Consider the following 24166-nt stretch of genomic DNA (forward strand, 5'->3'; position numbering starts at 1 on the left):
TATACTTCAAATTTTTTAATTTAACTCTGAAAATAATACAAATTTCTAAAATAAATATCATTTTAGCCCTTTGTCAACAATCTGAGCATCTCTTTCAGTAGAGATGCTTTTTTCTATTAATGTCCGGTGCCGGGAACCATGATGAAAATCGAATAATATGTAAATCCGGCAAAGAAAATCGTCAAGTACGCTCCGAAAATGTAAATATACATTCTTTCGGATAAATTCAAGTAGGATAAAAATACAAAAAGAACGGTTTGACCGAAGAACAGCAAGGATGCATCTTTCATATGTCCTAAATAAAACATGACAGCAAAAATACCCGTCCAAAAGCCAAGCACACGGAACATGCGATTCATTTCTTTCCCTCCCCTTCAAAAAACCCCTTTGATTCATATTATAGCTGATCAACAGTTGTCATGTAAACATTTACATTTTTGACAACGTGTGAACATTTATTTAGAGTAGAAAAAGTTTTTTTGAAAAAGTGATGAAAAAGTGTTTATGTCTAAATACATGAGGGTACTTAGTCCATAAGAGAAAAGGTTAACGACCTAAGGAGGAAGACTAATGAGTGACATTACTTTTTATTCATACCCGAGCTGCACGTCTTGCCGCAAAACAAAACATTGGCTAAAGGCGAATCAAATTGATTTTAAAGAGCGTCACCTTTTCAGAGAAACGCCAACTCTAGATGAATTAAAAAAGATTCTTTCCTTAACAACAGAAGGAATGGATGAAATTCTAGCGACACGAAGCCAAGCTTTTAAAAGCTTAAATTTAAATATTAATGATTTAAAAGTAAATGAGGTACTTCAGCTTCTCATTGAAAAACCAAAACTGCTCCGGAGACCAATCATCATTAATGGAAATAAATTAGTGGTTGGCTATAATCCAGGCGAACTCATAAAAATTTCAAAAAAGAAAGCGATTCATCAATCGGTTTCCTAATTAAAAACGAAGATTAGCTGAATGATGCTTCAGCCGTCTTCGTTTTTGTGCTGAACTGGGCTAGCTGGGTTCGAACCAACGATCACGGAGTCAAAGTCCATTGCCTTACCACTTGGCTATAGCCCAATATCAAATGTGTAATGATATTGTTCACCATCTACGGTCATTTATACATAAAAAGTTGGTTGTCACTAGTTGTAAGTGAAAAAGGAGCGAACGACATAAATGAAAAATGAAAAATCTGAGCAATTATATGAATTTATCCTAAAAGAAGCCCCTGTCATGACCGAAGAGTGGCTGAAAACAAGAACAGAAGAAGGCTCATTATATTCCAAACATGCCTCATTGGAGACAGAAAAGAAGCTAAAAGAACAAAATACTACGTTCATCCAAACCATTGCAGCGACGCTAGTAACGGTATCAGACAAAGTAGAGAATCACCTGAAAAAGTGGTCAGTTGATATTGCACGTGATCGAGCTGTTCATGAAGTGCCTTTATATGAGATCATCGGACAATTTAAGGTGTTCCGCCATATTTTCTGTTCAAGAATTGAGAAATTCACACAAGAAACAAATCTTGAAGTGACGCTGCAAGATGTTTGCGGGTGGAATCAGCATTTTCACGCTACATTTGATGATATGATTGAGCGTTTGTCGGAAGAATATGACCGTGTGACACTAAATCAGCTAAATGCACAAAGAGAGATGATTCAAGAGCTGAGTGCTCCCGTTATTCCAGTGTCTAAAGAGATTGGAATTTTGCCGCTAATCGGGGAAATTGATACGTACAGAGCAAAAATTATTTTGGAATCCGTATTAGAACAGGCATCCAGACTACGTCTAACGCATTTATTTATTGATATATCTGGTGTTCCGATTGTTGATACGATGGTTGCTTATCAGCTGTTTAAAGTGGTTGATAGTACGAAGCTTCTAGGAATTGAGACGATTATTTCCGGTATTCGTCCAGAGATTGCGCAGACAGTTGTCAAACTTGGCATAGATTTTTCAAAAGTAAATACAGAACATAGCCTTGCAAAAGCGTTAGAAAAGAGAGGATTCCGTATCTTTGAAGAGCAGCAGCAAGAAGCAACATGACGAAAAAACCTGAACTTGTAAAAGTCAGGTTTTTTTATATGCTCTTTTTTAAAAATCCACGTTTCACATTGTAAGTTGATGGTTTTTTCGCCTGTTTAGTCGTTAAAACCATCAAATCCTCTTTTGTCAGACAGGCTCCTCCACCTTACAATAGGGTCAGAGAAAGGAGTGAACCACTTGTATGGTATTGAATATGTGGGACAAGAGCTGCTAGAAGAAGCTTGCCGCATGAGAGCATCTGATGTGCATATTGTACCAAAAGAAAAGGAAGCTTCGGTATCTTTCCGTGTAGACTCAGATTTAATCCAGCAGCGAACCATCGATAAAAAAAGCGGGGAGCGGTTAATTGCTCATTTTAAATTTTTATCCTCCATGGATATCGGTGAAAAAAGGAGACCGCAAAATGGGTCATTGGCTGTGATGCTAAGAACTGGACAAGTGTTTGTACGGATGTCTACATTACCGACTGTGAATGATGAAAGTTTAGTGATTAGAATTTTACCGCAGGATCATGTCCCAAAAACAAAATATCTGTCGCTATATCCTAAAGCTTCAGCCAGATTATTATCATTTTTAAATCATTCGCATGGACTCATTTTATTTACTGGGCCAACAAATTCAGGGAAAACAACAACACTTTATTCATTGATACAGTTTGCAAAAAAGCATTTCAATCGAAATATTATTACACTTGAGGACCCTGTGGAAACAAGAAATGAAGAAGTGCTACAGGTACAAGTGAATGAAAAAGCAGGTATTACGTATGCGACAGGATTACGTGCTATTTTAAGACACGACCCAGATATGATTGTGCTAGGAGAAATAAGAGATGCTGAAACAGCAAGAACAGCAATAAGAGCAGCACTGACAGGTCATTTAGTGATGAGTACGCTGCATGCGAAAAATGCAAAAGGTGCCCTTTACCGAATGCTTGAATTTGGTGTCACGATGAATGAACTCGAACAAACCATGGTTGCGATTACTGCGCAGCGTTTAATCGAGCTCACATGTCCTTTTTGCGGGGAAACGTGTCAGCTTTATTGCAAATTAAATCGCCCGGTCAGGCGAACGAATGTGTTTGAATTACTTTACGGAAAGAAGCTTGGTGAGTGTGTCAAAGAGGCCAAAGGAGAATATGCTCACTCGTCATATGAAACATTGCAAAAATTAATTCGTAAAGGAGTGGCACTGGGCTATCTATCGAAAAACACATATCATCGCTGGGTATATGAAGAAGCAGGCATTTAAATCTTGGTCTAGAAGAGAACAAGCTGAATTTCTATCAAAACTTGCTCAATTGATTCAAGCTGGATATACATTGATTGAGGCATTAACGATGGTGAATATCCAGTTATCAAAGAAACAACAGCTGCTATTAACAAGAGGTATTCAGTGGTTGCTTGAAGGGGAGCCTTTTTATGTGGTGCTGGAAAGACTCCATTTTCAGCGGGAAGTCATTGCCATTCTCTGTTTTTCAGAGAAGCATGGCAGCCTGGCACGTGCTCTTGAACAAAGCTCTCGTTTTTTAGAGAAAAAAATCAAGCAGTTAGACACGTTCAAACGTATGTTACGGTACCCGGTCTTCCTCATCTTTACGGTTTTGGTTGTGCTGTTACTTGTACAGCAGATGATCATTCCTCAATTTTCCTTATTGTATTCATCCATGGATACCCGCATGTCATGGCTGATCCAAGGGATGTTTGGACTCTTTCAAATTCTTCATGCTTTCCTCATGATTATAGGCTGTATATGTATCTGTCTAGCTGGATATTACTATGTCTTTTTTAGGAAGAAGTCGACCCTTGAAAAGCTGAGAGTGATGAGCAGGCTGCCTGTTTTATATAAAGGGATGCAGCTGATGCATACGTATCTTTTTTCCCTTCAGCTAAGCGGTCTTCTTCAAGCTGGATTATCGATGTTTGAAAGCTTGCAAGCTTTCAAACAGCAAAGCTATTTACCCTTTCTTCAAGAAATATCTGAACAGATGATTGGAGAGTTAAGAAAAGGAGAAAGCATGGAACACCAAATAAGCAGGTCTCCTTTTTTCGAAAAACACTTTGCAGCTGTTATCAAGCATGGTGAAGCTAGCGGGATGCTTGCAAGAGAGTTGTACACGTATAGTCACTTTCTATTAGAGAGTGCAGAGCTGAAAATTGAAAAATGGGTTTCATGGCTACAACCGATCATATATGGTTTGACAGCCCTCCTGATACTCATTGTATATTTATCTATTCTTTTACCGATGTATCAACTAATGGAACAAGTGTGAGAAGGAGGACAAAGGCATGAATGATAAAGGATTTACCCTATTGGAAATGTTAATTGTCATGCTCGTGATTTCCATTCTTTTACTCATTACCATTCCGAATATCACACGTCACCATCAAAGCATTCAAGCGAAGGGGTGTGAAGGGCTCAAATCAATGGTGAGTACACAGGTGATGGCATATGAATTAGAGCATGACGGCAAGACACCATCTTTAGCTGAATTAGAAAAAGAAGGCTATGTCAAAAAGGGATTAACCTGTCCAAATGGAAAGGCTATTGTTATTCAAAACGGCGACGTGAAGCATGAGTAAATGGCTTTTGCATGAGAAGGGTTTTACGCTCATTGAACAGCTCATGATCTTACTTATTTTATCTATTCTATTGTCGATCTTAGGAGGAAAAGTTCCAACTATATTAGAAAGTGCTGAAGCCAAAAAACAAGTGAATATCATGAAACAAGACCTCCAGTTGGCTGCCTACACGGCATTTATCAAAAAAACCCGTGTGAATGTTGAGATTCATCCGCCGCATGTATCTTATCAAATAATAGATCAAAATCGCGATGAGGTGATTGCTTCTTATCAGCATAAAAAGGGCATCATCAAGCATTCTACATTTCCGCAAGGGATTCATTTTAATGTAAATGGACATCCGAAAAGCGGCGGATCTCTCATTGTTCAATTTGGCAGTCAAACCTATAAACTCACGATTTATTTAGGGAGTGGGCGGATCCATGTACAAAAACAGTAGAGGATTTAGTACGTTTGAGATGTTGTTTGCTTGTCATATCTTTCTATTTTCAGCTCTTGTGCTCATGCCAGCCTATGAACAAATCATGATGGGGAAAAAGGAATTAAGAGCAAAACTAGAAGCCTACCAAGTGTTACATGAACAAATGAACGAAGCGTTCATAGAAGGGACAAAGCCAGCTGTCAAAAAGAAGAGAGGCGAGATCACATATGAACTCGATTGGAGTAAACAAAAGGGATGTGTATCATACAAAGTACAAAAAAAGAAGACGATATGCTTTCGGCGGCATGTCGAACGATGAACAGGGATTTACACTTGTACAAGCTTTGTGTCAATTGCAGTTATTTCTGTTCCTTTCTTTTGGTTGTGTGCTCATCTTTTCTGTTGTAGAGAAAGCCCGCCCATTTGAAGAAATCAACCAATTTTCACAAATGGAGTGGAAGCAAACTGTGCTGCAATTAGATGAGGAATTAAGCCGAGCAACTGCTGTTAGGTCGGTAAAAGAAGGAAAAGCGTTAGAGTATATTTCCGATCAAGGGCGAGTGGTAAGGGTTGAGCCATACCAAGAGATGCTGCGGGAACGAATGGATGAGGCTGGGCATCTTCCTTTATTGCAAAAGGTGAAGCAATTTCGCGTCAGAACGAATCAACATAGAGCAATTCTTGAGGTCACAGATGTATCGGATAAGGTGTATGAAGCCATTTTTTTCACATATAAAGGAGTGGTTCCTCAAACGTGAAAAGTGAAGAAGGATTTATCTATCTGCACGTACTTGCGGCGATTCTTTTTTTTCTTTTGATCCTCGGATCGATGACGATTGGGTTTCAAAAAGAGCTGAAAAGTGCAGAGATGACGATTTCTTTTTATAAAAAGCAGCAGCTATTTAGAATGGGATTAAGTGAGGCTGCAAGTAAATTAAATCGTAGTTGTGATCAGCAGCTTACCCATTTGAACACTGAAGAAGGCCTTGTAACACTGAAACGGGCCGGTTGCGATCAAAAGAAAAAAATCATGCATATGCTGGTCGGTGTTCAAACAAAGGATGGTTTAGCAGAAGAGCGAGAACTGATGATGGATTGGGAGACCGGTGAAATCATGAAATGGACAATCTCCGATTAGCCAGTGTATAAAATCACACTCTTTCTGGTAACACTTTAAGGAAGAAGAGGTGAATGTTCGTTGAAAACAAATGATTATGTAAAATATATGACACAGGAAATCATCAAATATATGAATACACCACGTGACGAACGAAAGGAACATAAACAAGAAAAAATGGAAACAAAACCTCCATTTTCACAGCGTTTATTTGGGGTTCTGCCGTTTGGTTTTTCAATGATGCTAAAAAAACGACATCGACAGAAGTAAAAAGCCGCCAGCAGGCGGTTTTTTTATGCCACTTTAGCTGTATTCTTCCACAACAATCACTTTATTGACTTTGTTTGAGTAAGGATTATAGGAAATGGTGACAAATACCCCAAATTCTTTGGCATGATCTTTTAACGTAATATGATACTGCTTCACAGATTCTTTTTCCCGGTACCGGTCCCATACTTTTTGTTTAAATAAGACTTGTGCTAACGGATATCTTTTCTTTGCTTCTTTGACAGCTCTTGTTTCCCATTGATCTGCGGCCGTAGTGAATCCTCTTGCATCCGCAGGTTTGACGTCTTGTATGACAGGACCCAACAGTAAACTGATCATGATCATCATTCTTCCATATTTCAATTAACATCACCTCACCACTTATTATCCTGACCAAATCCTACACTTTTATGTAAATTTTTAAGAAGTACAAATGGCATGGAAAAAAATATCCAATATGGCGAAAGAACGAGAAAATGGAAGAATTTTCTCATAAAAGTTCTTATTTAAGAACAAAATGGACTAATTTGGCGTTTTGGGTTTTATAGGTATTTCCTTATACTATGTGTAATCGTTCTTTTTAAAGAACAGTCGTTCAAGGAGTTGAAAGAATTGGTGAAACAGTTGCTCTTTGTACTCATTTGTGCCATTTGTTTGATTTTCACTTCTTTTCTTATCACATCTACCAATGCTTCTTTTAACGATGTCGAGCATTCAAATTTTGTCATGAAAACATGTGAAAATTTTGAAGGGACAGATCAGCATTGCCAGCCAAAGAAATGGGATCGAAGTCATTTGAAGCTCATTGATCAAACGATTATGGAAGGAACAGTCTGTGCGCCTCAAAAGCTGAGCATGACACTAAAAAATATTGGACAACCCATTGCACACTCTAAATGGATGTGGGAACTGCACAAAGTAGAAAGTGATCGGATGCCATTACAAGATGGTCATATTCTTGAAAAAGGGTCGATACAGTCCCTCCCATCAAAAAAAACGGTGACTATCACGACAGAAATCGCAAAAACGAGTGGGATTTATGCATTTAAAATCTATAATCCTAAAGGGTTTGGTGCATCTAAAAAACCATTCTTTTGGTCTCAACATATGCAGCTCTCTAAATGCCAAGAAAATGTATCCTAAATGGCTGCCTGCTGAATGAAAAATGATATGTAAAGGGGAGAAGGATCATGAAAAAATGGATGAAAATGTCTGGGAGTATTCTTTACGTGATGGTCTTCACGATGATGATTGCGTGTATTATTGTTGTTTTGTCATCAAGAACAACAGGCGGAGACCCTCAGATCTTTGGTTATCAATTTAAGCAAGTGTTATCTGGCTCAATGGAACCGGAATTTTCAACTGGTTCGTTGATTGTGGTGAAACGTGTAACCTCACCTGAGACGCTCAAAAAAGGCGATATTATTACTTTTCAAACGAAGCAAGATCAGTCCTTTGTGACCCACCGAATTGTTGGGGTAAAAGGAACTGGGGCAAAGAAAGCTTTTGAGACCAAAGGAGACAACAATATGTATCAAGATGGTACGCTCGTACAAGCGAATCAAGTGACTGCGCAGTATACGGGAGTGACCATCCCTTATGCAGGAAAGCTCCTTTCGTATGCTGGGACTTCTGCTGGAACCGCTTTGCTGCTCATTATTCCAGGTGTGATGCTGCTTGTTTATTCCACGATTCATTTTGTCGGTGCTGCAAAACAGCGAAGACATACAGCTGAATTACATATATCAGAGGAACAAGCATAAATTTCCGTTTGTAACCTATTCAGGTTTCAATAAAACAATTTATTAGGGGGTTCAATCATGGTAATGAAAAAATCAATTCGTTTAGGTGTATTATCAGGGGCATTAGGTCTTGCATTAATTGGCGGGGGAACGTGGGCTGCGTTTAATGATGTCGAGACGGCAAACGCGGTCTACTCTACAGGAGAGCTGGCTTTATCTGCAAAAGAAAATTCTGGCGCCATCAACCTTTCGAACTTAAAACCTGGTGACCGAATCAAGAAGGAATTTAATTTTGAAAATAAGGGGTCGCTTGCGATTAATCAAGTGCTGATGAGTCTTGATTATAGCCAGTTTAAAGATGGAACATCAGCGAAGAACGGCGGAAAGAATACAGCTGAAGAATTCCTCAGCCAATTTCAGGTGAGTGTTCTAACGGTTGGAGCCGAAGGTGGAAATGGATACCCGAAAAATATTATTTTAGACCATGCCAACCTGCTTGACCTGCATTTATTAACGTCAAAGCAGGATCAGACCGCATTTGAAAAGCTTCGTCATGCCGTCGATGAGAAGTTTTTACATGAAAGTGGTAAAATCAATGTAGCAACCGTTGATGGAACAGCGGCTCCAGAGTATGACGGCATTCCAAAGAATCCGTTTGATTACGATAAAATGGAAATGATCATTGAATTTGTCAATGACCAGACGAAGGATAAAGCGGGTCACTATATCCAAAATAAATACCAAGGCGATGCGATTCAAATTGATCTTTCCTTCGAAGCGACTCAGTGGAATGGGTTAACGATCAATCCAAAAGAGCATACGGATGAAAAAGGCTACGTGAAAGAAAACGAAAAAGCACACAGCGAAGATAAAAAATAAAACCAGTCTTTAGACTGATATCAAGTTCTGCATAGCAATTGGAGGAGTATGCGCTAAAACGTGCGCGTCACTCCTCTTCTTGCTTTTTTTTCCAGATTTGATAATCTAAAAATTCACGAAATTGCTTTTTCGAAACCCCTGATGTCATTGCATCTCGAACTAGTTTTTCCCATTCACTATCTAATTGACCATCGTATTCGGTTTCATCTTTTTCGTTTAACAGTGTATGAACCGAGACGTCCAGAACAGCGGAGACTTTTTCAAGAAATTGAATGGAGGGGTTTGTTTGCAAGTTTCTTTCTATTGAACTTAAATAAGACTTCGCTACCCCAGCCTTTTCGGCCAGTTCTGATAGTGAGTAGCCTTTTTCATTGCGGTATTGTTTAATACGCTGGCCAATCAATGTCATCACCTTCCTTTCGATATTATAGCACATTCAGAAAGGTTTGATAGAATGACTTCTTACCATAGGGGGAGACTCAGAGGACTTTTCGCTTGATTTGAGAAAATGACGGACTTCGTCAACTGTTAGTCCCACTTTGCGAGCTTCGCGTAATAATTGAACCCATTCATTGTCTAATAACTTCGTTTTCTTTTCCATACAAATACCCTCCTAAAATACTGAATCGTGTATTTCAGGCACTTAACGCATGAAATGGAAAGACACAGGTGATAAGACCTCGTAGATTGCTTGCGTCATGTTTCCGCCCAATACAAATAGACAAACGTTGCTTTTGATTGATCGAAAATTGTATGTCATATGAAAGGGAAGGAGACTCGCTCAGTCAGCCTCCCCTTTTTTGCTGTAAGTAAAAAAGTCCTCCATTTTCAATCGTAAGACTGATTTTTGGTTCGTATAAAGTTTTAAGTGCTTGTCTTTCTATTTCATATTCTACAGATGTGTCAGAAGTCCCTTCATAAAATTGGTTTAAAAGTTCCGAGTCTTCCTTCCACTTTTGAACAGCTCTTACTGCCCAATCGTCCGGCTCTTCGTGGGCATAACGCTCCATCAGGCTGTAGAGCCGTTTGACGCCGCTCTCTGGCTTAATCATCGTACTCATTGTAAAGCAATAGTCAGGAATTTGAGACGACAGCTCACGGGCTTCCAGCTGATCTTGAAATTGTTCGATGACTTCCCCGCGTATCAGATGAAGCCCAAGGGACAGCAGCTTATCTTTCTTACGGTCTGCCAGATAGGATATTTTCACATTGAGGCCAAGCCATGGCTCTAGAGCGATCTGGTTGTTTGTGAGCGGTCTGACTTTTTCGTAGAGCCGGATAAAACGGCCTTGCTGTTTCACAGCCTCGAAAATTTGGAATAAGCGAGGGGAGCCGAAGTGGACGAATTCGCCCTCGACCGTGTCACCCGCTTTTTTTTGATCGGTAATCAAGGTCAATTGCCGCGGCTCAGGTACACCGCCCGTTTTTTCGAGCCAGTGCCAGTAAAAAGGGCGGTTCATAATCAATTTATCCATTTCGATTGTCAGTTGTACTGTCATGTGCCCTGCACTTTCCTCTAGTATGTCGCATTGATTTGCCTGAAAGAAGCGGAGAAGAAATGTGTGAATGTCACGCTGCTCCATTGGTCAACTCTCCTTTATGAACCCTGCTGTCTTTTTTCTAAAAGCGGTGTTTGTGCTTCTGTCAAATAGGAAGCAAATTGGGTTAACTTCTTTTTCATGTCTCTGTCAGATTCGTGCTGAAAGAGGATATGATGCAATTCTGTTTCGGCTTCTTTGATATCAATCCGGGTTAAAATATCATCTAGATCACCAATCACGTTTTCAAACAGCTGAATTTTTTCATATAAAAGCTTTAAAATATGTTCCTCGACTGTTCCGTTTGTGGCCATATTGTAAATGTGGACATCCCGCTCTTGACCGAGGCGGTGAATACGTCCAATTCGTTGTTCTAGCCGCATTGGGTTCCACGGAAGGTCGTAGTTGATGATCTGGTTGCAAAACTGAAGGTTGATCCCCTCGCCGCCTGCTTCTGTCGCAATTAACACTTGCGCCCGTTCTCTAAATAAATCCTTCATCCAGTCTTTTTTGCTTCGTTTAAAACCGCCTCGAAAGGGAACTGAGCTGATCCCGTTTTGTTGGAGAAACCATTGTAAATAAATTTGTGTCGCACGATATTCAGTGAAGATAATGACTTTCTCGTTTAATTGTTGAATGAGCTTAACGACTTCCAGCGCCTTTGAATTTTGTTCGACTTGATTGATTTTCTCCATGATTTGCCCAATTGCAGAAGCGCCTAGAATGTGTTTTTCCTCTTCTTGCATTTTTTTGATGGTCATATAGACCGCTTCTCGGCTTGAACAGCATTCTCGTTCCAAGGTCATAATGGAAAACATGTGCTTCGTATAAGATGGATTGTTTTTCAGCTGACAGATTTCATCATATAAGGCTTGTTCTGTCGGCGAAAAATCAATGGAAATGGTCTTCACATGACGTTTTGACCATTCGATGCCAGTGTCTTGCCTGCGGTTACGAATCATCACTTTATTGACTAATTGTTTTAGCCGGTCATGGTCTTCAAGCTGAAGTTCCTTTTTAGCAAAGAGATCTTTGAACTGATGTTCATTTCCTAGATGCCCTGGTTTCAAAAGGGAGACGAGATTGAAAATTTCTCCTATTCGGTTTTGGATAGGTGTCGCTGTGAGCAGCAGGCAGAACTTCTTATTCAAATTTCTCACAAACTCATAGTTTTTCGTTTTATTGTTTTTCAGTTTGTGTGCTTCATCAATAATGACCATATCGTAGGCGATGGATAAAATCGTGTCTCGATGTGGCTGTCTTTTGGCAGTATCAATCGAGGAAACGACAACATCACACTGCTCCCACACATAGCTCTTTTTTTGCTCGACAGCATCAATGTAAAATTTCGTCCGCAGCTCCTGCACCCATTGGGACACAAGGGAGGCGGGTACGAGAATGAGAATCTTTTTGGCAAGTCCGCGAATCATGTATTCTTTGATAATGAGTCCAGCTTCTACGGTTTTCCCAAGGCCCACTTCATCTGCTAAAATGGCTTTCCCGTTCATCTCTTCTACGACTCTTTTAGCGACTTCAAGCTGGTGTTTTAAAGGAGTAAATGCAGGCAGGTGTGCCGGAGCCAGTAGCCCCTCGAATGAATCGATGGCTGTGACTTGTTGAACCTGCGCTGCTAAACGGTACATATTCCAGTTCGCCCAGGGGCCGTCTGCTGAAAGCCGCTGCTGAAATTCATTTGCCCATTCCTCATCAAAAATCGTTTGAATATTCAATGTCATCGCCTGCCTTTCTAGTCGGTTGATGTAAAATCGTTCTGTTTTTAAACGCTTCATTTTTTAATAGGTGTTTAAAAGATGATATATTTTAATAAAAGCGAACGATACTAAATGTTTATTTTAAAAATGTTAATGATTTTTCTGTTGCTCTCGATCCATTTCTAATGGTAGGATGTTGGTAAGTGAACTAGAGAATAAGTCACCCATTTTGATAGTATGTCCAATAAATGTGAAGAATATGAGCGGATGATGGTATGGGGAGAGACCTAGCGGTTATTTTGCACTGGCAGGCGCCGAAGGAGCAAGCTGATTGAATCAGTGAATCTCTCAGGCAAAAGTACTCTTACCGGACGCAACTCTGGAGAGTGTTTGCTCATCGGTTTTTAGCAAACCACCAAAGGGGAAAACGCACAATGATGTTGTGCTGTAAACTTTCAGGTGCAAGGACAGAGACTTCTTTTTGATAAAAGGGAGCGCTCTGTCCTTTTTTGCTGTGATTTTTTCTGAAAATTCAGCTTGTGGTCTGCACTGTAAGAAAAAAGGGGGAAATGATTGATGTTGAAACGAACACCGCTTTTTCATGCGTACGAAACATTTGGCGCAAAAACGATTGATTTCGGGGGCTGGGAATTACCTGTCCAATTTTCTTCCATTAAAGAAGAACATGAAGCTGTTCGAACAAAAGCAGGGCTTTTTGATGTGTCTCACATGGGTGAGGTGGAAGTCAAAGGTCAAGATGCCCTTCCTTTTTTACAAAGGTTATTAACCAATGATCTGTCGAAGCTGACAGATGGTAAGGCACTATATACAGCCATGTGCTATGAAGATGGCGGAACGGTGGATGACCTGCTTGTCTACCAAAAAGAAAAGAACAACTATTTGCTTGTCATCAATGCATCAAATATCGAAAAAGATGTGGATTGGCTGCTTCAGCATCAAGGGGAGGATGACGTTACAATCAAGAACATCTCTGATCAAACCGCCTTGTTAGCCCTTCAAGGACCTCTTGCTGCTGACATCATGAAGGCTGTGGCAGGTAAAGAGGTGACATCACTCAAGCCGTTTACATTTTTATCAAAAACGGAGGTCGCTCAAAAAGAGGTGCTTGTTTCAAGAACCGGCTATACAGGAGAAGACGGCTTTGAAATCTACTGCCAGTCAGAGGATGCTGTCCATATTTGGTCGGCTTTATTAGAAGCGGGTGAGCCTAAAGGGCTCATTCCATGCGGTCTCGGTGCACGTGACACCTTAAGATTTGAAGCAAGACTTCCGCTTTATGGCCAAGAGCTCACGAAGGATATTTCTCCTTTAGAAGGCGGGATTGGTTTTGCTGTTAAAACGGATAAAGAAGCCGATTTTATTGGAAAAGCCGCGCTCAAAAAACAAAAAGAAGATGGAACGAAACGAAAGCTTGTCGGCATTGAAATGATGGATAAAGGAATTCCGCGGACAAACTATCCGGTCTTCTCAGGAGAGAAGCAGATTGGAATCGTCACAACGGGCACACAATCTCCAACGTTAAAGAAAAATGTCGGGCTTGCCTTGATCGAAACCGCTCAAGCCCAGCTTGGGACAGAGGTGGAAGTGCAAGTTCGTAAAAAACGTCTAAAAGCGAAAATCGTCGCCACACCATTTTATAAAAGAGCCAAATAACGAGGGGGAATAGAGGATGAAGCACAGGTATTTGCCGCAAACAGAGCAAGATCAAAAAGAAATGCTCGATGTCATCGGCGTTCAGTCGATTGATGAGCTTTTCTCAGATATCCCAGAGAAAGTAAGATTCAAAGGCACATATAACATCAAAGAAGCCGCATCTGAAACAGAGCTCGTGCGGGAATTGTCTCGTCTCGCTGCCAAAAATAAAGATACTGTTGCCTATGCATCGTTTTTAGGTGCTGGTGTGTATGATCATTACCAGCCTGTGATTGTAGATCATGTGATTTCACGTTCTGAATTTTATACAGCGTATACACCGTATCAGCCTGAGATTTCGCAAGGTGAATTGCAGTCGATCTTTGAATTTCAAACGATGATTGCGGAGCTGACCGGTATGGATCTTGCGAATTCCTCAATGTATGATGGCGGAACCGCATTAGCTGAAGCGGCGATGCTGGCTGCAGGACATACAAAGAAGAAAAAGGTTGTGGTCTCTGAGACAGTTCATCCTGAATCACGAGCGGTGCTGAAAACATATGCAAAAGGACAGCATATTGAAGTCGTCGAAGTACCTGCACGTAAAGGACAGACGGATATTGCTGCATTAGAAGAAGCTGTCTGCGACGAAACAGCAGCGGTTCTTGTACAATATCCAAACTTCTTCGGTGTCGTTGAACCGTTAAAAGAGATTGAACCGATTGCACATCAAGGGAAAAGTCTGTTTATTGTTTCAAGTAACCCGCTTGCACTTGGTTTACTGACACCTCCAGGAAAGCTTGGAGCAGATATTGTCGTTGGTGATGCACAGCCGTTTGGCATTCCAGCTGCATTTGGCGGACCTCATTGCGGATATTTCGCTGTGACGAAAAAACTAATGCGGAAAGTGCCGGGGCGTTTAGTCGGACAAACAGAAGACGAGAACGGTGTGCGTGGATTTGTACTGACCCTACAAGCGCGCGAGCAGCACATTCGAAGAGATAAAGCGACTTCTAATATATGTTCCAATCAGGCGTTAAACGCGTTAGCCGCTTCTGTTGCAATGACGGCACTTGGAAAAACAGGCATAAAAGAAATCGCCTATCAAAATGTACAAAAAGCTCATTATGCTAAAACGCAGGCGGAACAGCATGGATTACAGGCTGAAATAGAAGGGGCCCATTTTAATGAGTTCGTGATCAAGCTTGATGAGCCTGTGAAGGAAGCTAATAAACGATTGCTTGAAAAAGGAATCATTGGCGGATATGATCTAGGGCTAGCCTATCCAAACCTTCAGCATCATATGCTTGTAGCCGTAACAGAGCTAAGAACAAAAGAAGAAATTGATACGTTCATCAAGGAATTGGGGGATCGCCATGAATAAACAAGATCAGCCGCTTATTTTTGAATTATCCAAAGAAGGAAGAATTGGTTATAGCCTGCCTGATTTAGATGTACCTGAAGAAAAGCTCCCAGCTTTATTTGATGAAACGTATATCCGCCATGAAGATGCGGAGCTGCCTGAAGTTTCCGAGCTAGATATTATGCGTCACTACACAGCATTATCTAGGCGTAATCATGGGGTCGATTCTGGCTTTTATCCTCTAGGCTCTTGTACGATGAAATATAATCCGAAAATTAACGAAAAGGTCGCACGTCTTGCAGGCTTCTCGCAAGTGCATCCGCTTCAAGAGGCAGACACAGTGCAAGGCGCATTAGAGTTACTTTATGATTTAGGTGGCCATTTAGAAGAAATCACAGGAATGGACGCCGTGACTTTACAGCCTGCGGCAGGAGCACACGGTGAATGGACGGGGCTCATGATGATTCGTGCGTATCATGAAGCAAGAGGAGATCATAAACGAACAAAAGTGATCGTGCCGGATTCTGCCCATGGAACGAATCCGGCCTCTGCGACAGTCGCTGGATTTGAAACGATCACCGTCGCATCTGATGAAAATGGTCTTGTCGATTTAGAGGATCTGCGGCGTGTTGTCAATGAAGAAACCGCTGCTCTCATGCTCACAAATCCAAATACACTCGGCCTTTTTGAAGAAAATATTTTAGAGATGGCTGAGATTGTTCACGGAGCTGGAGGTAAGCTTTATTATGACGGAGCGAACTTAAATGCCGTTTTAAGCAAAGCAAGACCGGGGGATATGGGATTTGATGTCGTTCACTTAAATCTGCATAAAACCTTTACAGGTCCACACGGAGGCGGAGGTCCTGGTTCTGGTCCAGTCGGTGTGAAAAAGGATTTGATTCCATATTTGCCTAAGCCAGTGCTTGTGAAGAAGGAAGGTCGTTATTATTTTGATGATGATCGCCCAGAATCCATTGGACGTGTCAAACCGTTCTATGGCAACTTTGGCATCAATGTCAGGGCGTATGCGTATATCCGTTCTATGGGTCCTGACGGCTTAAAGGCTGTAACAGATCATGCGGTGTTAAATGCCAACTATATGATGCGCCGCTTAAGTGCCCATTACGATTTGCCATTTGACCGCCACTGTAAGCATGAATTTGTTCTTTCAGGTAAACGTCAGAAAAAACTAGGTGTGCGGACGCTTGATATGGCCAAACGATTACTTGATTTTGGCTATCATCCGCCAACGATCTACTTCCCGCTCAATGTAGAAGAATGTATCATGATCGAACCAACTGAAACGGAATCAAAAGAGACCCTTGATGCATTCATTGAAGCGATGATTCAAATTGCAAAAGAAGCAGAAGAGAACCCAGAAGTCGTACAGGAAGCACCACATACGACAGTTGTCAAACGAATGGATGAAACAAAGGCTGCACGGAATCCAGTTCTTGTTTTTGAAAGAAAATAAAAAGACTCTAGGGGGCAATAGCTCCCAGAGTCATTTTTATTAATTCTTTGTTTTAATGCGGCCGCCCCATTTTTTAAAGCCGCCCTTTAAATTATAAATCTCACGACAGCCATTTTTACGTAAAGTTTGAGCTGCCTTCCCGCTTCTCAAGTTGTTTTGGCAATAGAGATAAACAGGCTTGTCAGGGCGTATTTCATTTTTTCGCTGCTTTAGTTGTGAAAGGGGGATGTTTCTTGCGCCTAAAATATGTCCGCCTTCAAACTCATTTGGCTCTCTCACATCAATGAGCTGGGCTTTGCGGTACCCTTTAATAAATTCTTCTTCCGTCAGCGTTTTCATAATACGCTGCTGATAAATGAAACTGCCGATGGAATAAAGAACGAAAAGTCCACAAAGTGAGAGGACGATATAGTTGAATATTGGCAATACGACTCGACTCCTTCTTGAGCATCAGCACAGTAGCCTGTCTGATGGTACGTTTTAGACAAATACTATTATAGTAAAGCAAAAGAAACTTGTCATCATAAATGGTCAGAATTATTTTCAATTCCTTCCCTATTTGATAGACTGATGAAGAGAGAAAACCGGTGGCTACCACCATGATCTAACATTGACTACGTAAAAGAGAAGGGATTTTTATATGCAAAAAGAGAAATGGTGTTTCATTGATACAGGAAACCAAGACCCTGCCTTTAACATGGCAATGGACGAAGCCTTGCTTTATTGGCATAGTGAGAAGCTCATCCCGCCAGTGATCCGTTTTTATGGCTGGAATCCGGCGACACTATCTGTTGGGTATTTTCAGCATGTTGAAAAAGAAATCAACATGGAAGCGGTCAAGCGCTATGGTCTTGGGTTTGTCCGCAGACCAACAGGCGGCAGAGGGGTTCTTCATGATCAGGAGCTGACCTACAGCGTGATTGTGTCAGAAGAGCATCCAGAGATGCCAGCGACGGTGACAGAGGCATACCGCGTCATTTCAGAAGGTATTTTAGAGGGCTTTAAGGAACTGGGACTCGATGCGTATTTTGCCATTCCTCGTACAGAAAAAGAAAAAGAAAGCTTAAAGAATCCAAGGTCGTCTGTCTGCTTTGATGCGCCTTCTTGGTACGAGCTTGTCGTAGAAGGCAGAAAAGTAGCAGGCAGCGCTCAAACGAGGCAAAAAGGTGTGATCCTCCAGCATGGCTCGATTTTAATTGACCTTGATGAGGACAAATTGTTTGATTTGTTCCTTTATCCAAACGACCGGGTAAGAGAGCGGATGCAGCGCAGCTTTAAAAACAAGGCGGTGGCGATTAATGAAATCTCAGACCGAACATGTACGATAGACGATGCACGTGTTGCGTTTAAACGAGGGTTTGAAAAAGGATTAAATATCGAGCTTGTGCCTTATGAGCTGACAGATGAAGAATTAGCGTTTGTCCACCATCTCGCCAAAACGAAATATGCCTCAGATGATTGGAATTACAAGCGTTAAGACGAAGGACACTTCTTGTTTTTTAATGAGCGATGGTGTAGAATTGTTATGATTATTAAGTAAAGGTGCATTTTGGAGGGGTTTTATGACTACACCTAGTATGGAAGATTACATTGAACAAATTTATATGCTAATAGAAGAAAAAGGATATGCAAGAGTATCTGATATCGCAGAAGCACTCGCTGTCCATCCCTCCTCTGTAACAAAAATGGTTCAGAAGCTAGATAAAGATGAATACCTCATTTATGAGAAATATCGTGGTCTAATTTTAACCCCGAAAGGCAAAAAAATTGGAAAACGTCTCGTATACAGACATGAACTGCTAGAGCAATTTTTAAGAATCATTGGTGTAGATGAAGAGAAAATTTATGATGATGTAGAAGGCATTGAACATCATCTCAGCTGGAACAGTATTGACCGCATTGGCGATCTCGTTCAATTCTTTGAAGAAAACGATGAGCGATCCGTTCAGCTGAAAGCGATTCAAAAGAAAAACGAACAAACCAATCAAGAATCTTAAGAAAAAGGACACCCATGCCGAGGGTGTCCTTTTTGAATAAAGTTCTAATTGAAAGCAAATGCTCCTACACTATTAATAGTGTGACATTGAAAAGGGGGCTCCTTGATGAAGATAGATGGTGTGTTCTCGGGTGGAGGCATTAAGGGTGCAGCACTTGCAGGTGCCTATGAAGCACTTGAAGCGAGGGGATTTCAATTTGTCCGTCTAGCTGGAACAAGTGCTGGAGCGATCATTGCTTCACTCATCGCAGCAGGTTTTACAAGCCAGGAGATTCGGGACCTTTTAGATGAAATGGATGAGCATCAATTGCTTGACCGTAGGTGTCAATTCATCCCGTTTAAAATGCTCAGATGGGTATCTATTTATTGGCGTCTTGGTCTTTACAAAGGAGACCGGCTAGAAAAATGGCTGGCAGACATTTTAAAACGAAAAGGCGTCACCGTATTTGGCGATCTGAAAAAAGGTTCACTGAAAATCGTCGCTTCTGATTTAACGAATGGGAAAATCCTCGTCCTGCCAGATGACCTTCCTTCATATGGGTTAAATCCAGAACGTTTTTCCGTCGCAAGAGCCATTCGCATGAGCTGCAGCCTGCCGTATTTTTTCGAACCTGTCAAACTGAGGTCTTCAAAAGGAATTTGTACCATTGTAGATGGAGGAGTGCTCAGCAATTTTCCAATTTGGTTATTTGCGGAAGAGAAAAAAAGACCATTTGTCGGTGTCACATTAACCCCAAACGAAAAAGAACGCCCTCAACATTCCATCCGCAATGCGTTTGAACTGTTTGGCGCTCTTTTTGAAACGATGCGTGGTGCTCATGACGAAAGGCATATTGCCACAAAACACGAACGTCATATTATTTTTATTCCGGTAGAACACGTCATTGCCACTGAATTTCATCTCATGACAGAAAAGAAAAGGGCGCTCGTCGATCTAGGTAGACAGAAGGCCGAGCAATTTTTAAAGAGCTGGACATTTTAAAATAAGGCGCGATTCTTCTTTTTGTTTTTCTTGCCTTCAATCACAGTCAAATGTGTTTGGCTTTTCTTTTTGAGAAGGACGGGCTTAGACTTGTGGTCAGTCGGCACGCTTCGCAAATGAGTGACCCGATTTTTCATATGGCTTTTCGTCTTTGGTTTAGGCTGCTGGTAGCGACGTTTTGATTGTTTGACTGCTTTACGATATAGGTTGCTTTCTGTTCCAGTTCTTCGATTCATCAGCCATCTAAAAAGGAAAAACATAACCGCTCCAATGATCACAACTGATAGCAGCATCGTAAAGAGTCTGCCAGGATTCGTTGTGAGTAAATATATAAAACCCAAAACACCTAAAGCGAAAATAATGGTAAAAGCAGGATGTACTCGGCGATTCATAACTGTCCACCTCCGAAGGAATTTACCGGATTTATAAGCTAGATCACTTGATGAGTAGAATCTGATGCTTGTTTCTCAGACGCTTCCTCTAAACGAAGAAGTTCATTAAAACTTGCAATGGCTACCTCGACTTGGTCGTCAGAGGGTTCTTTTGTTGTAAGTAATTGCAGCCAAAGGCCGGGATAGCCAAGCACTTTTAGCACTGGCACTTCACGGAGTTTGTTCGTAAGCTGAAGCACTTCAAATGAAATGCCCAGAACAACCGGAATGAGTGCCAAGCGGTTCAGAATTCTCACCCATAAAGGATCTGTCGGTACAAGTAAATAGACGAACATTCCAACAATGACAGTGAATAAAATAAAGCTGCTGCCGCATCGATAATGAAGCCGGGATTGGCTTTGGACATTTTCCACTGTGATGTCAAGGTTCTGTTCATAGCAGTTTATGACTTTATGTTCTGCTCCATGATATTGAAATACCCTTTTAATTAAAGGGGTCATGGAAATAAAGTAAATATAGCCTAATAACAGGATCAATTTAAAGAATGTTTCAACTGCGATTTGTGCGAAGTTTCCTGAGAACACAGGCCGCACAAGCTCAGCTAAAAAGACAGGTACTAGGGTAAAGACAAATTTACTAAAGAGAAGAGAGAGAACTCCGATCACAGCAATGCCAAAGATCATTGAGAATTTCGAGCCTTTTTGTTCTTTTTCAAGAGTATGATCTTCAGAAGGATCTAAGTCATAGCGCTCACTGGAGAAATTTAAGTGCTTACTGCCGTTTGCGCTTGCTTCAACAAGTGCAGCAACACCCCTAACAAATGGGATTTTCTTGAGAAAGGCGGTTCGTTTATTGGAGGTCCGGGGAAGCTTTAAAAACTCGATGGACTGGTCCTTACGCCGAATCGCTGTCACATAGTTCTTTTTACCTCCGAACATGACACCTTCTACAACTGCCTGCCCTCCATATGCTGGAGATTTTGTTTGATTGGACATATTTCATCAACCTGCCTGTTTCCTGTAATTTACATGCATTTCTTTATACCTTTATTGTACAGGAAATGAAGGGAAATCACTAGCTCACAGGTCGATTATCTACTAGAATTCTATCTACCTCTTTTTAGCCAGTATACCCTGTTTTAAAAATTTTACACTCACGCATGGAAATCCTTTTTTTTCATGACATTTTGGACATACTACTTGCTGGAGGTGTTCATATGAAACGTGATGAAAAGAAAAACCAAGAAGAAAAAAATCAGTCTGTACAAACGTCTTCGATGGTGGCAAGGGCAGCAGCTACAGGCTTTGTCGGCGGAGTTTTTTGGGGATTTATCGGATTTCTGACCCATATGTTTCATTTTTCAGAGGTGAGTCCAAATATGCTTTTGCAGCCATTTGTGCTTGGTGATTGGAAAAAGGGAGGACTTGGCACATTGATTAGTATTGTGCTTTTAGGGCTTTTATCTATTGGCGCAGCCTTTATTTATTACGGGCTGTTAAAACGGATCAAAGGCTTTTGGATGGGGCTGGTGTATGGCGGGCTTTTATGGGTACTTGTTTTTTATGTATTTAATCCTATTTTCCCAGATGTCAAGCAAGTACAAGATTTACAGCAAAGCACCATTGTAACGACATTTTGCCTATATATTTTATATGGCATGTTTGTAGGGTACAGTATTTCATTTGAATACAATGAATTAACAAGCCAGAAGCTTGCGAGGGCACTCGGGAAAAAGACAGAATAAAGTGTAAATCACTCATTCATATGATAAAATATTTTTGGAAACGAAAGGTTTCTAAGGAAAAAGAAACAGACATCGATATAGATTGAATTAGGGTGAAGGAGTGGTTAAATGCCTCATTTTCTAGTGCTGAATGGGCCCAATTTAAATAGGCTCGGCAAAAGAGAGCCTGCTGTTTACGGAAGTAAAACGCTGACAGATTTAGAAACGGATTTGTTTCAATTCGCAGAACGAGCAAATATCCAATTAACATTTTTTCAATCGAATCATGAAGGTGATTTGGTTGATGCGCTCCACGAAGCAGAGGAGCAGTACGATGGCGTCGTGTTTAACCCGGGTGCTTTTACCCACTATAGCTATGCACTAAGAGATGCCATTGCAAGTATTTCTTTACCTGTCATCGAAGTACATATCACAAATGTTCATAAAAGAGAGGAATTCCGCCATCACTCAGTTCTTGCGCCAGTCTGCCAAGGTCAAATTGTTGGACTTGGTCTAGAAGGGTATAAATTGGCGATTCGTTATTTGGTCAGTGATGGGGGAGCGGGATCATGAAACTTGAAAAACTAAGAAATCTTTTAAACGAATTAAAAATTGACGGTCTAGTGATTACGAGCAGCTTTAATTTACAATACATGACCAGCTTCACTGGATCAGCTGGTCTTGCCGTCGTTTCAAAAGATCGAGCAGCCTTTATTACCGACTTCCGCTACACAGAGCAAGCCAAGGACCAAGTAAAAGGCTATGACATCATTGAACATAAAGGAAACATTGTAGAAACTGCTGTCCAAACGGCAAAGGCATTTGGGGTCAAACGTCTTGGGTTTGAACAGAACCATATGACATTTGCCACATATCAGCAGTACGCAGGCAAAGCAAGCGGTATAGAGCTTGTTCCTGTCTCAGAATCAGTTGAAAAGTTGCGCTTGATTAAGTCTAATGAAGAGATTAAGATATTAGAGGAAGCTGCGAAGATTGCAGATCACGCCTTTGATCATATTCTCACTTACATCAAGCCGGGCCTGACAGAAATTGACGTCATGAACGAGCTTGAATTTTTCATGAGAAAAGAAGGTGCTGAGGGATCTTCATTCGATATGATTGTTGCTTCAGGCGTTCGTTCAAGCCTGCCGCATGGGAGAGCAAGTGAAAAAGTGATTGAATCCGGTGATTTGGTTACACTGGATTTCGGTGCTTACTATAAAGGCTATTGTTCTGATATGACAAGAACAATCGCTGTAGGAACGCCAAGCGACAAGCTAAAGGAAATTTATCATATCGTATTAGAAGCAGAAAACGCTGGTGTGGATAGAATCAAGCCAGGCTTAACAGGAAAAGAAGCTGATCGCATCACACGAGACATCATTGAAAAGTATGGCTACGGTCAATACTTCGGGCATTCGACTGGACACGGGCTTGGTATGGAAGTACATGAAGCGCCTGGTCTTTCTTCACGCTCAGAGGTCGTGTTAGAAGAAGGAATGGTTGTGACAGTAGAGCCGGGAATTTACTTACCGGATGTCGGCGGCGTGAGAATTGAGGATGATATTGTCCTGACAGCTGACGGCAATAAACGATTGACCCACTCACCGAAAGAACTTATCATATTATGATGGTGAAATGTAGGAGGATGACAAAATGATTTCAGTAAACGATTTTCGTACAGGCCTGACAATTGAAGTGGACGGCGGTATTTGGCGTGTAGTGGATTTCCAACACGTAAAACCAGGAAAAGGCGCAGCATTTGTCCGTTCGAAACTGCGTAACCTGCGTACAGGTGCAATTCAAGAAAAAACATTCCGTGCAGGTGAAAAAGTAGCGAAAGCTCAAATTGAAACAAAAACAATGCAATACTTGTATGCAAATGGCGACCAGCATGTATTCATGGATACAAGTTCATACGAACAGCTTGAACTAAGCGAAGCGCAAATCAAAGATGAGCTGAAATATTTGCTTGAAAATATGTCGGTTCAAATCGTGATGTACGGTGATGAAACACTTGGAGTAGAACTTCCAAACACGGTAGAACTAGAAGTAGTAGAAACAGAGCCTGGTATTAAAGGTGACACAACATCAGGCGGCTCAAAACCTGCGAAAACAGAAACTGGTTTAATCGTCAACGTTCCTTTCTTTGTGAACCAAGGAGATAAACTAGTGATTAATACATCTGATGGTTCATACGTTTCAAGAGCGTAATGAACGAAGAAAGACTGTAAACCTCGAGTTTACAGTCTTAGCGTGTAGACAAACCCTCGCATTCT

At 41.1% G+C, this 24166-nt stretch carries 32 protein-coding genes, 1 tRNA gene and 2 riboswitches; of the genes, 23 read left to right on the top strand and 10 right to left on the bottom strand.

Going from position 1 to position 24166, the window contains the following annotated elements:
• Window positions 1–116: 116 nt before the first annotated feature.
• Window positions 117–359 carry a DUF2626 domain-containing protein gene (locus BA1_RS14005; RefSeq protein ID WP_003217440.1) on the bottom strand — a complete coding sequence of 81 codons (243 nt, stop codon included), beginning with the start codon at window positions 357–359 and terminating at the stop codon, window positions 117–119.
• A gap of 211 nt (window positions 360–570) precedes the next feature.
• Here BA1_RS14005 and BA1_RS14010 point away from each other — a divergent pair, with 211 nt between their 5' ends.
• On the top strand, window positions 571–951 hold the full coding sequence (locus tag BA1_RS14010) for a Spx/MgsR family RNA polymerase-binding regulatory protein (protein WP_008360219.1): 381 nt from the start codon (window positions 571–573) through the stop codon (window positions 949–951).
• A 55-nt stretch (window positions 952–1006) separates the two neighbouring features.
• On the opposite strand, the gene BA1_RS14015 is transcribed toward BA1_RS14010, so the two are convergent.
• Window positions 1007–1077, bottom strand: a tRNA-Gln gene (locus BA1_RS14015).
• A 99-nt stretch (window positions 1078–1176) separates the two neighbouring features.
• Between BA1_RS14015 and BA1_RS14020 the strand changes: the two genes are divergently transcribed.
• From BA1_RS14020 to BA1_RS14060, 9 genes are all read left to right on the top strand, one after another.
• Entirely contained in the window at window positions 1177–2049 is an 873-nt protein-coding gene (locus BA1_RS14020) for an STAS domain-containing protein (RefSeq protein WP_008360222.1), read from the top strand.
• A 177-nt stretch (window positions 2050–2226) separates the two neighbouring features.
• Window positions 2227–3297 carry a competence type IV pilus ATPase ComGA gene (comGA, locus tag BA1_RS14025; RefSeq protein WP_008360223.1) on the top strand — a complete coding sequence of 357 codons (1071 nt, stop codon included), beginning with the start codon at window positions 2227–2229 and terminating at the stop codon, window positions 3295–3297.
• Entirely contained in the window at window positions 3278–4318 is a 1041-nt protein-coding gene (comGB, locus tag BA1_RS14030; RefSeq protein WP_008360225.1) for a competence type IV pilus assembly protein ComGB, read from the top strand. The genes comGA and comGB overlap by 20 nt, the downstream gene beginning before the upstream one ends.
• A gap of 16 nt (window positions 4319–4334) precedes the next feature.
• Window positions 4335–4628, top strand: a complete 294-nt coding sequence (gene comGC, locus BA1_RS14035) for a competence type IV pilus major pilin ComGC (RefSeq protein ID WP_008360227.1) — start codon at window positions 4335–4337, stop codon at window positions 4626–4628.
• Window positions 4621–5067: a competence type IV pilus minor pilin ComGD gene (gene comGD / locus BA1_RS14040; protein WP_008360229.1), complete on the top strand. Its 447-nt coding sequence runs from the start codon at window positions 4621–4623 to the stop codon at window positions 5065–5067. Before comGC ends, comGD begins: the two co-directional genes overlap by 8 nt.
• Window positions 5051–5368, top strand: coding sequence for a competence type IV pilus minor pilin ComGE (gene comGE / locus BA1_RS14045; protein ID WP_008360231.1), 318 nt, complete (start codon window positions 5051–5053; stop codon window positions 5366–5368). Before comGD ends, comGE begins: the two co-directional genes overlap by 17 nt.
• Entirely contained in the window at window positions 5355–5807 is a 453-nt protein-coding gene (comGF, locus tag BA1_RS14050; RefSeq protein WP_008360233.1) for a competence type IV pilus minor pilin ComGF, read from the top strand. The genes comGE and comGF overlap by 14 nt, the downstream gene beginning before the upstream one ends.
• On the top strand, window positions 5804–6187 hold the full coding sequence (locus BA1_RS14055) for a competence type IV pilus minor pilin ComGG (RefSeq protein ID WP_008360235.1): 384 nt from the start codon (window positions 5804–5806) through the stop codon (window positions 6185–6187). The genes comGF and BA1_RS14055 overlap by 4 nt, the downstream gene beginning before the upstream one ends.
• 60 nt (window positions 6188–6247) lie before the next feature.
• Window positions 6248–6436, top strand: a complete 189-nt coding sequence (locus BA1_RS14060) for a YqzE family protein (protein ID WP_008360237.1) — start codon at window positions 6248–6250, stop codon at window positions 6434–6436.
• Between the two features lie 33 nt (window positions 6437–6469).
• Here BA1_RS14060 and BA1_RS14065 read toward each other — a convergent pair whose 3' ends face one another.
• Window positions 6470–6796: a YqzG/YhdC family protein gene (locus tag BA1_RS14065; RefSeq protein ID WP_008360239.1), complete on the bottom strand. Its 327-nt coding sequence runs from the start codon at window positions 6794–6796 to the stop codon at window positions 6470–6472.
• 252 nt (window positions 6797–7048) lie between these two features.
• Here BA1_RS14065 and tapA point away from each other — a divergent pair, with 252 nt between their 5' ends.
• The 3 genes from tapA to tasA are packed head-to-tail and all read left to right on the top strand — an operon-like array spanning window position 7049 to window position 9054.
• The gene (gene tapA, locus BA1_RS14070; RefSeq protein WP_034739525.1) at window positions 7049–7576 is read left to right on the top strand and encodes an amyloid fiber anchoring/assembly protein TapA; all 528 of its coding nucleotides are present in this window, start codon (window positions 7049–7051) and stop codon (window positions 7574–7576) included.
• A 47-nt stretch (window positions 7577–7623) separates the two neighbouring features.
• Window positions 7624–8196: a signal peptidase I SipW gene (gene sipW / locus BA1_RS14075; protein WP_008360243.1), complete on the top strand. Its 573-nt coding sequence runs from the start codon at window positions 7624–7626 to the stop codon at window positions 8194–8196.
• Between the two features lie 57 nt (window positions 8197–8253).
• Window positions 8254–9054 carry a biofilm matrix protein TasA gene (tasA, locus tag BA1_RS14080; RefSeq protein ID WP_008360245.1) on the top strand — a complete coding sequence of 267 codons (801 nt, stop codon included), beginning with the start codon at window positions 8254–8256 and terminating at the stop codon, window positions 9052–9054.
• A 67-nt stretch (window positions 9055–9121) separates the two neighbouring features.
• Here tasA and sinR read toward each other — a convergent pair whose 3' ends face one another.
• The 4 genes from sinR to BA1_RS14095 all read right to left on the bottom strand — a co-directional run bounded on the left by sinR (window position 9122) and on the right by BA1_RS14095 (window position 12322).
• Window positions 9122–9457 (bottom strand): transcriptional regulator SinR, encoded by a 336-nt coding sequence (gene sinR, locus BA1_RS14085; RefSeq protein WP_008360247.1) that lies wholly within the window; start codon window positions 9455–9457, stop codon window positions 9122–9124.
• A 33-nt stretch (window positions 9458–9490) separates the two neighbouring features.
• Window positions 9491–9655, bottom strand: a complete 165-nt coding sequence (locus BA1_RS18805) for an anti-repressor SinI family protein (protein WP_008360248.1) — start codon at window positions 9653–9655, stop codon at window positions 9491–9493.
• Window positions 9656–9839: 184 nt separating this feature from the next.
• On the bottom strand, window positions 9840–10637 hold the full coding sequence (locus BA1_RS14090) for a YqhG family protein (protein ID WP_008360250.1): 798 nt from the start codon (window positions 10635–10637) through the stop codon (window positions 9840–9842).
• 14 nt (window positions 10638–10651) lie between these two features.
• Window positions 10652–12322 carry a DEAD/DEAH box helicase gene (locus tag BA1_RS14095; protein WP_008360252.1) on the bottom strand — a complete coding sequence of 557 codons (1671 nt, stop codon included), beginning with the start codon at window positions 12320–12322 and terminating at the stop codon, window positions 10652–10654.
• Window positions 12323–12571: 249 nt separating this feature from the next.
• Window positions 12572–12678: riboswitch (glycine riboswitch) on the top strand.
• A gap of 3 nt (window positions 12679–12681) precedes the next feature.
• Window positions 12682–12777, top strand: a riboswitch (glycine riboswitch).
• A 103-nt stretch (window positions 12778–12880) separates the two neighbouring features.
• Between BA1_RS14095 and gcvT the strand changes: the two genes are divergently transcribed.
• Genes gcvT through gcvPB form a run of 3 tightly spaced genes read left to right on the top strand, consistent with a single transcriptional unit; the run spans window position 12881 to window position 16794 of the window.
• Window positions 12881–13978: a glycine cleavage system aminomethyltransferase GcvT gene (gene gcvT / locus BA1_RS14100; protein WP_008360253.1), complete on the top strand. Its 1098-nt coding sequence runs from the start codon at window positions 12881–12883 to the stop codon at window positions 13976–13978.
• Window positions 13979–13994: 16 nt separating this feature from the next.
• Complete coding sequence (gene gcvPA / locus BA1_RS14105) at window positions 13995–15341, top strand: aminomethyl-transferring glycine dehydrogenase subunit GcvPA (protein ID WP_008360255.1); 1347 nt, start codon at window positions 13995–13997, stop codon at window positions 15339–15341.
• Complete coding sequence (gene gcvPB, locus BA1_RS14110) at window positions 15334–16794, top strand: aminomethyl-transferring glycine dehydrogenase subunit GcvPB (protein WP_008360257.1); 1461 nt, start codon at window positions 15334–15336, stop codon at window positions 16792–16794. The genes gcvPA and gcvPB overlap by 8 nt, the downstream gene beginning before the upstream one ends.
• Window positions 16795–16833: 39 nt before the next feature.
• On the opposite strand, the gene BA1_RS14115 is transcribed toward gcvPB, so the two are convergent.
• Entirely contained in the window at window positions 16834–17214 is a 381-nt protein-coding gene (locus BA1_RS14115) for a rhodanese-like domain-containing protein (protein ID WP_071169246.1), read from the bottom strand.
• A 220-nt stretch (window positions 17215–17434) separates the two neighbouring features.
• Here BA1_RS14115 and BA1_RS14120 point away from each other — a divergent pair, with 220 nt between their 5' ends.
• The 3 genes from BA1_RS14120 (at window position 17435) to BA1_RS14130 (ending at window position 19772) form a co-directional block, all read left to right on the top strand.
• On the top strand, window positions 17435–18271 hold the full coding sequence (locus tag BA1_RS14120; RefSeq protein WP_008360261.1) for a lipoate--protein ligase family protein: 837 nt from the start codon (window positions 17435–17437) through the stop codon (window positions 18269–18271).
• A gap of 85 nt (window positions 18272–18356) precedes the next feature.
• Window positions 18357–18791, top strand: coding sequence for a transcriptional regulator MntR (mntR, locus tag BA1_RS14125; protein WP_003215946.1), 435 nt, complete (start codon window positions 18357–18359; stop codon window positions 18789–18791).
• 105 nt (window positions 18792–18896) lie between these two features.
• Window positions 18897–19772 carry a patatin-like phospholipase family protein gene (locus BA1_RS14130; RefSeq protein ID WP_008360263.1) on the top strand — a complete coding sequence of 292 codons (876 nt, stop codon included), beginning with the start codon at window positions 18897–18899 and terminating at the stop codon, window positions 19770–19772.
• Here the strand turns inward: BA1_RS14130 and BA1_RS14135 are convergent.
• Entirely contained in the window at window positions 19769–20164 is a 396-nt protein-coding gene (locus BA1_RS14135) for an SA1362 family protein (RefSeq protein ID WP_008360266.1), read from the bottom strand. The genes BA1_RS14130 and BA1_RS14135 overlap by 4 nt on opposite strands.
• A gap of 38 nt (window positions 20165–20202) precedes the next feature.
• Complete coding sequence (locus BA1_RS14140; RefSeq protein WP_008360268.1) at window positions 20203–21159, bottom strand: DUF1385 domain-containing protein; 957 nt, start codon at window positions 21157–21159, stop codon at window positions 20203–20205.
• A 221-nt stretch (window positions 21160–21380) separates the two neighbouring features.
• Here BA1_RS14140 and BA1_RS14145 point away from each other — a divergent pair, with 221 nt between their 5' ends.
• The 4 genes from BA1_RS14145 to efp all read left to right on the top strand — a co-directional run bounded on the left by BA1_RS14145 (window position 21381) and on the right by efp (window position 24101).
• Window positions 21381–21908 (top strand): YqhR family membrane protein, encoded by a 528-nt coding sequence (locus BA1_RS14145; RefSeq protein WP_008360270.1) that lies wholly within the window; start codon window positions 21381–21383, stop codon window positions 21906–21908.
• Between the two features lie 108 nt (window positions 21909–22016).
• Entirely contained in the window at window positions 22017–22460 is a 444-nt protein-coding gene (gene aroQ / locus BA1_RS14150) for a type II 3-dehydroquinate dehydratase (RefSeq protein WP_008360272.1), read from the top strand.
• On the top strand, window positions 22454–23518 hold the full coding sequence (locus BA1_RS14155) for a M24 family metallopeptidase (RefSeq protein WP_193352012.1): 1065 nt from the start codon (window positions 22454–22456) through the stop codon (window positions 23516–23518). The genes aroQ and BA1_RS14155 overlap by 7 nt, the downstream gene beginning before the upstream one ends.
• Window positions 23519–23543: 25 nt before the next feature.
• Window positions 23544–24101, top strand: a complete 558-nt coding sequence (gene efp / locus BA1_RS14160; RefSeq protein WP_007501192.1) for an elongation factor P — start codon at window positions 23544–23546, stop codon at window positions 24099–24101.
• The last annotated feature ends 65 nt before the right edge of the window (window positions 24102–24166 follow it).

The sequence above is a fragment of the Bacillus xiamenensis genome (assembly GCF_000300535.1).
GTDB classification, from domain to species: Bacteria; Bacillota; Bacilli; order Bacillales; family Bacillaceae; genus Bacillus; species Bacillus xiamenensis.